The sequence below is a fragment of the Sulfoacidibacillus ferrooxidans genome, assembly GCF_022606465.1.
Taxonomy (GTDB): domain Bacteria; phylum Bacillota; class Bacilli; order Alicyclobacillales; family SLC66; genus Sulfoacidibacillus; species Sulfoacidibacillus ferrooxidans.
In genome coordinates, this window is sequence record NZ_JALBUF010000016.1 from 33,812 (window position 1) to 40,589 (window position 6,778).

General features: G+C 44.7%; 11 protein-coding genes and 1 pseudogene. 11 read left to right on the top strand and 1 reads right to left on the bottom strand.

Annotated elements, in window-relative coordinates:
• The first annotated feature begins 38 nt into the window (after window positions 1-38).
• The 6 genes from MM817_RS14155 (at window position 39) to MM817_RS14175 (ending at window position 3,671) form a co-directional block, all read left to right on the top strand.
• Window positions 39-962 carry a phosphotransferase family protein gene (locus MM817_RS14155; protein WP_241716320.1) on the top strand — a complete coding sequence of 308 codons (924 nt, stop codon included), beginning with the start codon at window positions 39-41 and terminating at the stop codon, window positions 960-962.
• 60 nt (window positions 963-1,022) lie between these two features.
• The gene (locus MM817_RS17525; protein ID WP_419723412.1) at window positions 1,023-1,340 is read left to right on the top strand and encodes a ThiF family adenylyltransferase; all 318 of its coding nucleotides are present in this window, start codon (window positions 1,023-1,025) and stop codon (window positions 1,338-1,340) included.
• 91 nt (window positions 1,341-1,431) lie between these two features.
• Window positions 1,432-1,911 carry a permease prefix domain 1-containing protein gene (locus tag MM817_RS14160; protein ID WP_241716322.1) on the top strand — a complete coding sequence of 160 codons (480 nt, stop codon included), beginning with the start codon at window positions 1,432-1,434 and terminating at the stop codon, window positions 1,909-1,911.
• A 224-nt stretch (window positions 1,912-2,135) separates the two neighbouring features.
• Window positions 2,136-2,393, top strand: coding sequence for a hypothetical protein (locus MM817_RS14165; RefSeq protein ID WP_241716324.1), 258 nt, complete (start codon window positions 2,136-2,138; stop codon window positions 2,391-2,393).
• Window positions 2,394-2,635: 242 nt separating this feature from the next.
• The gene (locus MM817_RS14170) at window positions 2,636-2,974 is read left to right on the top strand and encodes a hypothetical protein (RefSeq protein ID WP_241716326.1); all 339 of its coding nucleotides are present in this window, start codon (window positions 2,636-2,638) and stop codon (window positions 2,972-2,974) included.
• Window positions 2,975-3,053: 79 nt separating this feature from the next.
• Window positions 3,054-3,671: a hypothetical protein gene (locus MM817_RS14175; RefSeq protein ID WP_241716328.1), complete on the top strand. Its 618-nt coding sequence runs from the start codon at window positions 3,054-3,056 to the stop codon at window positions 3,669-3,671.
• A gap of 73 nt (window positions 3,672-3,744) precedes the next feature.
• Here MM817_RS14175 and MM817_RS14180 read toward each other — a convergent pair whose 3' ends face one another.
• Window positions 3,745-4,266 (bottom strand): hypothetical protein, encoded by a 522-nt coding sequence (locus tag MM817_RS14180; RefSeq protein ID WP_241716330.1) that lies wholly within the window; start codon window positions 4,264-4,266, stop codon window positions 3,745-3,747.
• Window positions 4,267-4,541: 275 nt separating this feature from the next.
• Here MM817_RS14180 and MM817_RS14185 point away from each other — a divergent pair, with 275 nt between their 5' ends.
• From MM817_RS14185 to MM817_RS14205, 5 genes and pseudogenes are all read left to right on the top strand, one after another.
• Complete coding sequence (locus MM817_RS14185) at window positions 4,542-4,850, top strand: hypothetical protein (protein WP_241716332.1); 309 nt, start codon at window positions 4,542-4,544, stop codon at window positions 4,848-4,850.
• Between the two features lie 21 nt (window positions 4,851-4,871).
• Window positions 4,872-5,267 (top strand): pilin, encoded by a 396-nt coding sequence (locus MM817_RS14190; protein ID WP_241716334.1) that lies wholly within the window; start codon window positions 4,872-4,874, stop codon window positions 5,265-5,267.
• Between the two features lie 61 nt (window positions 5,268-5,328).
• A complete protein-coding gene (locus MM817_RS14195; protein ID WP_241716336.1) occupies window positions 5,329-5,661 on the top strand; it encodes a hypothetical protein in 333 nt (110 codons plus the stop codon).
• A 2-nt stretch (window positions 5,662-5,663) separates the two neighbouring features.
• The gene (locus MM817_RS14200) at window positions 5,664-6,449 is read left to right on the top strand and encodes a hypothetical protein (protein ID WP_241716338.1); all 786 of its coding nucleotides are present in this window, start codon (window positions 5,664-5,666) and stop codon (window positions 6,447-6,449) included.
• A pseudogene (locus MM817_RS14205) lies at window positions 6,442-6,778 on the top strand (conjugal transfer protein TraC); the annotation flags it as partial. The gene MM817_RS14200 and the pseudogene MM817_RS14205, both read left to right, overlap by 8 nt.

The window sequence follows — 6,778 nt, forward strand, 5'->3', positions numbered from 1 at the left end:
CATGAAAACTTTCAATTGATCCCCAAGGAGGAATTCAATTGGCGAAAGATATATATCTTCAACCCAATGCACCTGATCCTATTCATAGTCATGAAGTAGTACTAGATATTGTGCGTAAATATGTTCCGGATGTAAAAGCAGTTACCAAAGTTGATGAATCTGGCGGAGAAGCCCGCACCTATGCAGTGGATGACCACATCATTTTAAAAGTGCAACGTCCACAGCAATTGCGTCCTCGAACGAGTTTAGAAAAAGAAGTATTTTTCTTAAATCAGTTAGCATTAGATAAACATATCCAAGTCCCGAAAGTACTTGGATATGGTCGAGAGCATGACATAGAATACACTGTCATGACGCGTATTCCAGGTATCGCTATTGTGAATACCACTTTATCAAGGAATAGCCGTAAAGAAACACTCTACACACTTGGTCAAACGTTACGTTCGATTCACTCGATGTCACAAGAACCATTCATTGAAAGTAACCAGTTTCCTGGTGACTCGAATTTCGAAGAGGTGAAATCCCGTTTTGAAGAGTCTTTTCAGGGAATCATTACACGCATTTACGATAAACAAGTACGATGGTCATTAAAGTTCACCCCGGAACAAGTAGTAGAAAAAGCACTTTCTAAACTGCCACATTCAAGAGAACGTGTTGCATTGCACTCCAATCCCGGACCCACACATACGTTTGTCGATTCATCAACTGGGCGCTTTTCCGGCCTCATTGATTTCGGCGATGCATACATAAGCCATCCGGCTTGGGATCTTTGGAGATGGAATCTACCTGAAGATCGTCAGGCTGTACTCAATGGATACACATCAAGCTATCCAGTAGATGATCTATTTCTCGACACTTGGACGGTCGTTATGGTTCTCTCCGATATGATGGCCATAGCTTATCAAATGCACTCTAACGTTGAATCTGAAGAAGATTTAAACATTTTAGTAAAGCAAATGTAATATAGTAAACACCACGAGGGCCAGAAAAGTCCTCGTGGTGTTTGCTATCTATGTAAAAAAATAAATGACGCTATACGGGTCCAGACTTGGACAAAACGGCTCTCCGATATTGATTCTGTACGAGAAATTCTCTCTGGATCATCATGGGTATTTTGCGCTATGGATGAACCCGCCTATGTGGCGCAGCGAATCGTGAATGCCGCTTGTATTCAAGCAGAGATTCCGTGTGTATATGCATTGAATCAATATAACAATGGCAGAACATTCGAAGTACATCCACTCAAGAGTGGATGTGTGGATTGTCTGCTTGAACATACAAGCAGACGTTTCCCGTCGTTTTTTAAACTTGTAGATGCGTTAACGAAAGAGGATTTCTAATCGCCAACATCCGTAATTTCTCCCACGATTTCATTGCTAACATCTTGGATTGTGAACCGTTGGGCTAATTTACAGGAGGGAGCTGCCCACAATGCGTGAGATCGATCAGTATGTTGAGTCCATTTATAGTGATGTAGAGGACAGCCCGGAAGTGGCGGAATTGAAAGTAGAAATGCGAAATCACTTGATGGAGGCCGCTACAACCTTACAACAACTAGGCTATTGCGAAAAGGATAGTATCCGGATATCCATCGAACGGTTTGGTGATGAGGATAGCCTGCGCAATGGGCCTAATAACTTGAATCATCCTTCTGGGGATGATCCAGATTCCCTAGCTCGAAACAACGGGATCGTTGCACTGATCTTGTCGGTTTTGTCCATTGTACTTCCGTTGCTTGGCTTAATTTTCGGTGTCATAGGCTTTTTGATTTCGAGAAGGAACACGAAATATCAAAAGGCCACGCTCGGTTCTGCAAGGATGTCGTCCATTGCATTCATCATCAGTATCGTTGGGATTGTGATTCAATTATTGGAGATCATCGGAACGATAAGCTTTTACCATTCCGTCTAATCTGTTATCAGATAGTATGAGATGGTTAGTTGAACGCGGTGTTCAATTCCTACCCGCAGATGGAGAATCTCTCATCGACTAAGGACCATTCTGGAATGCACACTCCTGATATTTCCATGATCCTTCTGGTAATATTGCGGAATTCATCGCTAGGCATACACTGGCTCATTCGAATGCGACGACATTCTCAGCGACTGCTGTAACAGGGGGTATCTGAAATTGGTTTGCCAGTCATTCACCCTGCAAATATTGTAGTGGAACTGGAGAAGAATTTTGGGCTAGAGGCTTTGCATGACGGTGGTTTCCCAAATTTCGTGGGGATGGGATCGGATGAGGTGCTTTTTATCGTTGTTGAGCACCAGAGACCGTGGTTCCCAACACGAGAAATACCCGTTCAATCATCGTTAGTTGGAAAAATCAAAACAGGAAGCAAAGGATTGTGGCACGATCAGAACGAATTGGACCAGTTTGAATCATTTTGATGTGAACAGCAAGGTCGCTAAACGGTGCGAATACGCTGTCTAGTATGAAATCCCACTATTCTGTGTTGGTAGTGCCCTATGCTAACATACTCTGCAAAACTACGTACTTTTCACGTACAAAATACACCCATAAGAAACGTTTAGTTTCCTATTAGATTAACATTTTAGTGTTTTATTATGCTAAATCCGCCATATGTATGATATACTTTATACGAACATATATTCGAAGTGGGGTAGAAGTTATGACTCGAACCTATAAGCAGAGACAAAAGAAACAGATGAGCGATACCTTCCCACATAAACCACTGATTGATCTTGCTTGGCTCAAAAAACAAGAACGCAAAATAGCTAGTGGACATGTGGATATCATGCAACGTGCATTACATAGCATCGAAAAACATAAAGCCTATCTCCTCATTGCCTCTACGATGGAAGAGTACATCCACATACAATTTCCTTTTTGGGTGCATCCATTGCTCTCCCTTCGACCACCATGCACGCATGTACAACTCGTCCATCTACCGTCGTTGACGATGTGTGATGATTGCCGCCTGACCTTTTGCTCAAAAAAATTGGATTGAAAATGGAGGGTTTTCGGGCTTGTTTTTTTGATACGCTTGTGATAGAGAAAGAAATCACTCATGGGGGGGCTGGCGAGAGATGGGGTATAATTACGTGATTGTCGCCAATAACGACAAAACCAGAATCACCAATTCAGATTTACCACCACAAGAATTTTTAGACGAACTGTTTTACTATACAGACGGGTTAGTGGCCTATGGAATTAAGCCCGATCACTTTTTAGTCTATTTAGATGAAACCGAAACGAAACAGACCTTTATTCCTCTGTATGGAACAGAAGAACCTGATCCCGTGTTATTTGTCGATGATCATGCGTATGTGAAACATAAAAATAGGACGTTAGAAGCAGAACTAAAAAGCCAGTGGATGACCATTGGCGGAAGCGCATTAACTCTCATGAAGATGTTGACCTCACTCCCCAAAACAGAGGTGGTTCCTCCATGGTTTCCTTTTATCCATGCGTTCATCGAACATATGCGGTCGACAGATCCCGATCTGTATCAGCAATATCATCTACGGTATATTGCTGATGAGACACGGATCAAGGCCTCTTGTACGACGTATTACTCGACGGGTGCCGTGGACAAACTGATCGCCCGACTCAAAATTAAAGTGGGTTATGCATTTTATCTACAATATGGTATTGACGAGGCTTTACGCATGATGGCCGAATACAACGTCTTACATAGCGAGTAGAACGATGATTGAATCCACACCGACTTGCAAAAAACAAGGCCATGAGGGTGCATCTCTCATGGCCTTGTTGCGATCAACGATGGTCTGCTTCTACTAGCTCCATTTCTTTGGCTAGTAATTGTTCGACGACGAGTTCGGGTTCTATGTGATACCTATCGGCTAAAGCCAAGATCGAATCCATGGCGCGTATCGACAACAAGAGCTGGACAGGTTCGACCAGCGTATAGATGCCTAGACGTTGTGCGAGCAGATAATCGTGTTGACCGACAGCTACTTTGCTACTGATGATATATACGGTGAAGGTTTGATGGCTAACAATAAACTCTAACGATAACCCCACCCGAAAATGAGCGAGCAAGCTCACTAGCATTCTCGATGAGTGCCCCACATAGTCCGTGCGAAACCGCGTAAAATGATACACCCCTTGCGTGGTATGGACTGTCACGGTGCACGCTTCGCCTTGAGTGACCACTTCAATCACTTCTGCTTCTTCTTCAATCCCTCTTGCATACGCCAACTCGTCGTCCGACGTGGGATACAAACTATACACATGTTGAATGCGGTCTACATAGTCTATGCGAATGGTTTCGTCCATATTGTTTTCATCCTTCCTTTCTATGTACATATCATAGATCCCTGTCAAGTCGATGACTCATACATTTTCACTCCACTTTTTTTATTCGTTTTTTTTTATGCAAAAAAAGTGGAGTGAAAATGGAGGGTTTTTGTGCTTGACAATACACTACGCTTGTTATCAGGAAGGGAGATTTGATGCCCATCGATGCTCTTCACGCAAAAAAGTGAAGAGCAAGTAGAGAGTTTTTGGGATTGACTTTCTTCTACGATGAAACAGAAAGGAGGTAATCATGGGTGAATCCTCGTCAATTTCAACAGCAGTTGCAACAATCCTTAGCCATCCACCCATTCAATCCGCAAACCTTAGTGGATCAAGCCACCCGTGGATTCATTCATCTCATCCTGATCGGGTTTGATTGGATCTATCTGCTTGCAGAACTAGGCGTGCTCTTTGGTGCGATTGTGTTTCTCATCGGTGCGGCGGTCCATCAAAGCCGTTGGAAAGGGACAGGTACTCGTATTCTTTTTTTCTCGATTGCAGGCTTTGTCATCGGCACGATCGGGCCTGGCATTGTGCTCAGTATCAACGATTATTTTCACTAATACGAAGGAGGCTTGATGTCGATGAAACGATGTAACCATGGCATGCAACAACTCTACATTTTTCTCGTCACCTTCATGCTCATGACGGTTCCAGCTTACGCTGCAAGTAACAACCTTACGGTGCCGTCAGGCATGCAAAATATCGTCGGATCGAATGGACAATCCTCGAACTCGATATTTACGATCGTCTTCACCATCATCAACGATATCGTAGGAGCTGCTAGCGTCATTGGCGGCGCTTGGGTCTTGTTTGAGCTGTACCGTGGGGTGATTGGATTTATGCGTGGGGGCATCAATGCGCAAAAACGGGAGGAAGCCAAAGGCCACTTGCTACATGTCGCCATTGGAGCGGTGCTCATCGGTGGTGCACAACTCCTAATCGGCGCTCTCTATTCCTTCGGTAGCGGACTTAAGTAAACCACAACTCATAGAAAGCCCTGCTCACGAATTCGTGTGAGTAGGGAAGGGAGGCTATCGTATGCTTGATATTCAATCACCTGTACCCTTGACCGAAGGCGAAACCATCGCCTTTGGCGTCAACACAAAACAGATCCTCCACTTTGTCATCGGCTTAGGGTTTTCAGCACCGATCGTGATTCCTATGACACTGTTAGCCGGATGGTTCCACATGAACCCGTTTCTACCGATCATCACAGGAGCTATCCTCGGACTTGCTTTTGCGGCTCTTCACTGGCGTGATTGGTCTCTCGCCGAACTGATTCTGCTTTCGATCCGTTTCATGCTACGGCCAAAAGTACTGATGTATGATCGCGAATACAGAGTACGCATCCATGCACAGAAAGGGGAATGACGATGAATCGTTTGGTTATCATGGGCGGTGGCATCATCCTTGCCTTTGTTGCCTTGGTCCTCTGGGATCTGCAAAAGTCTAGAACGCAAGGGACATCCTCACAGGATTCGTCCACGAAAAAGCATCATCCTCTTCAAACCTTTCTTCCGATCGATGGGTTTGATGATGACAGCGATGCGATACGCTATCGCACAAAGCTCAAACGCATTCTGCGTGTCGACAATCTCAACCTGAACTCCATGAACGTACAAGAAATCGAAATTCAGCGCAACCGATTCCGTGACATGATGGTGCGACTATCCCATCCTTTCCAGATCTCCGTGCAGGCACGGCGTGCCAATTATACAGACTACATGAACTACGTGCATGATCGCATTCAACCTACCTTGCAAGAGGAACGCGACAAAGGAAACACAGCCTTTGTGGCGTACGGCGAACAGTTTATGCGGTATCTTGGCGAAGAAGTCAAAAAACCACGGAGCGACCGGGAGAACGCCTTTGTGGTCAGTGTCCCATCCAAAGTAGGCGAAAAAAAGGAAGCACATATCGAGCGGTTAGAGCGAGAAGTGAGCTATGTGGAGGATGGATTCGAAAGCATGAAAATACCCTATCTCTCCTTAAACCGCATCCTCACCGCTGAATTGATCCAAAACTTTTGGAATCGTGATCGAGCCATGAGTCAACGCTATCGCGACGCGTTTCGAAACTTTGTCCATACGCCTACGGTACATGGAGCATCCACCATTTCGGACGAAGATATGCGAAAGGAAGAGATCCATCATGCGTAACAAGAAACCACAAGAAAAGCACCGTTGGTGGTGGTTTGGACGAAAAGACAAAAAACGTAGGGTATATACTGATCAGCCAAAGGACCTAGAAGATCATACACCGACCATAGAAGATATCATGACGGTAGCGGACGCCATGGAAGTCAAACCATCGTATGTGTATATCTCACCCACAGGCTATACCAAAGTGTATTATGTGACGGCCTTGCCAAGTATCGTTCGTTTCGGTTATCTGCAGCGTTTTTTTCAGCTAGGTGCCGATGTCCATGTCAGTTTGCATATCGATCCTGCAGACAATCAGAGCGCGATAAAAAAGCGGACCCACATGA

Excerpts from the sequence above, each read along its gene's own strand:
- MM817_RS14160 (WP_241716322.1), top strand. The coding sequence starts at position 1,432 with ATGCGTGAGATCGATCAGTATGTTGAGTCCATTTATAGTGATGTAGAG.
- MM817_RS14170 (WP_241716326.1), top strand. The coding sequence starts at position 2,636 with ATGACTCGAACCTATAAGCAGAGACAAAAGAAACAGATGAGCGATACC.
- MM817_RS14175 (WP_241716328.1), top strand. The coding sequence starts at position 3,054 with ATGGGGTATAATTACGTGATTGTCGCCAATAACGACAAAACCAGAATC.
- MM817_RS14180 (WP_241716330.1), bottom strand. The coding sequence starts at position 4,266 with ATGGACGAAACCATTCGCATAGACTATGTAGACCGCATTCAACATGTG.
- MM817_RS14190 (WP_241716334.1), top strand. The coding sequence starts at position 4,872 with ATGAAACGATGTAACCATGGCATGCAACAACTCTACATTTTTCTCGTC.
- MM817_RS14195 (WP_241716336.1), top strand. The coding sequence starts at position 5,329 with ATGCTTGATATTCAATCACCTGTACCCTTGACCGAAGGCGAAACCATC.
- MM817_RS14200 (WP_241716338.1), top strand. The coding sequence starts at position 5,664 with ATGAATCGTTTGGTTATCATGGGCGGTGGCATCATCCTTGCCTTTGTT.